This window comes from Streptacidiphilus fuscans (assembly GCF_015690355.1).
Taxonomy (GTDB): Bacteria; Actinomycetota; Actinomycetes; order Streptomycetales; family Streptomycetaceae; genus Streptacidiphilus; species Streptacidiphilus fuscans.
In genome coordinates this window covers 1-1,486 of the sequence record NZ_JADPRT010000035.1, presented here as the reverse complement: position 1 = coordinate 1,486, position 1,486 = coordinate 1, and the positions used below count along the sequence as shown (strand labels likewise).

Here is a 1,486-nt window from a genome sequence, read left to right as displayed (position 1 = left end):
TCCTTACGTTGTTGATGGGTTGATTCCGGTCACTCGTAGGATCGGGAGGCCCAGGGGCATCGGGTGTGGCTGTCAAGTTCATGCCGTAGAAGTGGCTTCTACTGATTGGCCGCCCGGTGCCCCGCGACGACTCGGCCACTGATTGGGATGCGCGCGACACGATCGCTTGGTAAGGACACGCTGGCGAGGTCGTCTGCTGGGACCGGTACAGGACCGACTTCGGAGGTGGCCGTGCCCCAACTGTGGGCCGGAATGGACGCGGGCAAGGCCGAGCATCACTGCATGGTGCTCGACTCGGACGGCCAGCGCAGACTGTCGCAGCGAGTGGCCAACGACGAGGCTTCGCTGCTCAAACTGATCGCCGACGTCCTCGCGCTGAGTGAGGGCGAGCTGGTGACGTGGGCAATCGACCTCAACTCCGGTGGAGCCGCGCTGATGATCGCGCTGCTGACCGACAACGGGCAGAAGGTCCTCTACATCCCCGGCCGCACCGTCCACCACGCATCCGGTTCCTATCGGGGTGACGGGAAGACTGACGCGAAGGACGCGTTCGTCATCGCCGACCAGGCCCGCATGCGCCGCGACCTCCAGACGATGCACCGCGGCGACGACATCGCCGTGGACCTGCGAATCCTCACCTCGCGCCGCCTGGACCTGGCGGCCGACCGCACGAGAGCGATTAACCGGCTGCGGGCCCAGATGCTGGAGTACTTTCCGGCTTTGGAGCGGGCCTTCGATTACAGCAGCTCAAAGGCCTCGCTGGTGCTGCTGGCCGGCTACCAAACCCCGGCCGCCCTGCGTCGGATCGGCACGAACCGCCTGGCGGAGTGGCTGAAGAACCGGAAAGTCCGCAACTCCCGGCTCGTCGCAGCCACCGCGGTCGAGGCTGCCCAGGCCCAGCACACTGCCGTTCCCGGGGAGAAGCTGGCCGCCGTCTTGGTGGCCAGGCTGGCGAGGGAGGTGACCGCCCTTGATGAAGAGATCGCTGAAACTGACGCCCTGATCGAGTGCCGGTTTCGCGAGCACCCGCATGCCGAGGTCATCTTGAGCATGCCCGGCATAGGCAGCGTCCTGGGTGCCGAGTTCATCGCCCATACCGGCGGAGACATGAGCGTCTTCGGTAGCCCCGACCGTCTCGCCGGGGTCGCCGGCCTGGCCCCGGTCCCGAAGGACTCAGGACGCATCAGCGGCAACATGCGCCGACCCCGCCGCTACTGCCGTCGACTGCTCCGTGTCTTCTACATGTCCGCGCAGGTCGCCTCCCGATGTTGCCCCACCTCGAAGGCCTACTACGACCGCAAGAGAGCCGAGAACAAGTCCCATAAGCAGGCCGTCATCGCCCTCGCTCGACGCCGCCTAAACGTCCTGTGGGCCCTCATGCGCGACGGCCGTACCTTCGAGATCACCCCGCCAGGCAACCCCATCAGACTGAGCTGACACGCTCACAGTCAGTCACTAATCGGGCTTGACACCTTCATTGGGAATC

1 protein-coding gene is annotated in these 1,486 nt (G+C 65.6%); it reads left to right on the top strand.

Translation table 11 applies throughout. From position 1 onward, the window contains the following. Nucleotides 1-231 precede the first annotated feature (231 nt). Nucleotides 232-1,437 carry an IS110 family RNA-guided transposase gene (locus tag I2501_RS38710; RefSeq protein ID WP_456243086.1) on the top strand — a complete coding sequence of 402 codons (1,206 nt, stop codon included), beginning with the start codon at nucleotides 232-234 and terminating at the stop codon, nucleotides 1,435-1,437. Nucleotides 1,438-1,486: the final 49 nt, after the last annotated feature.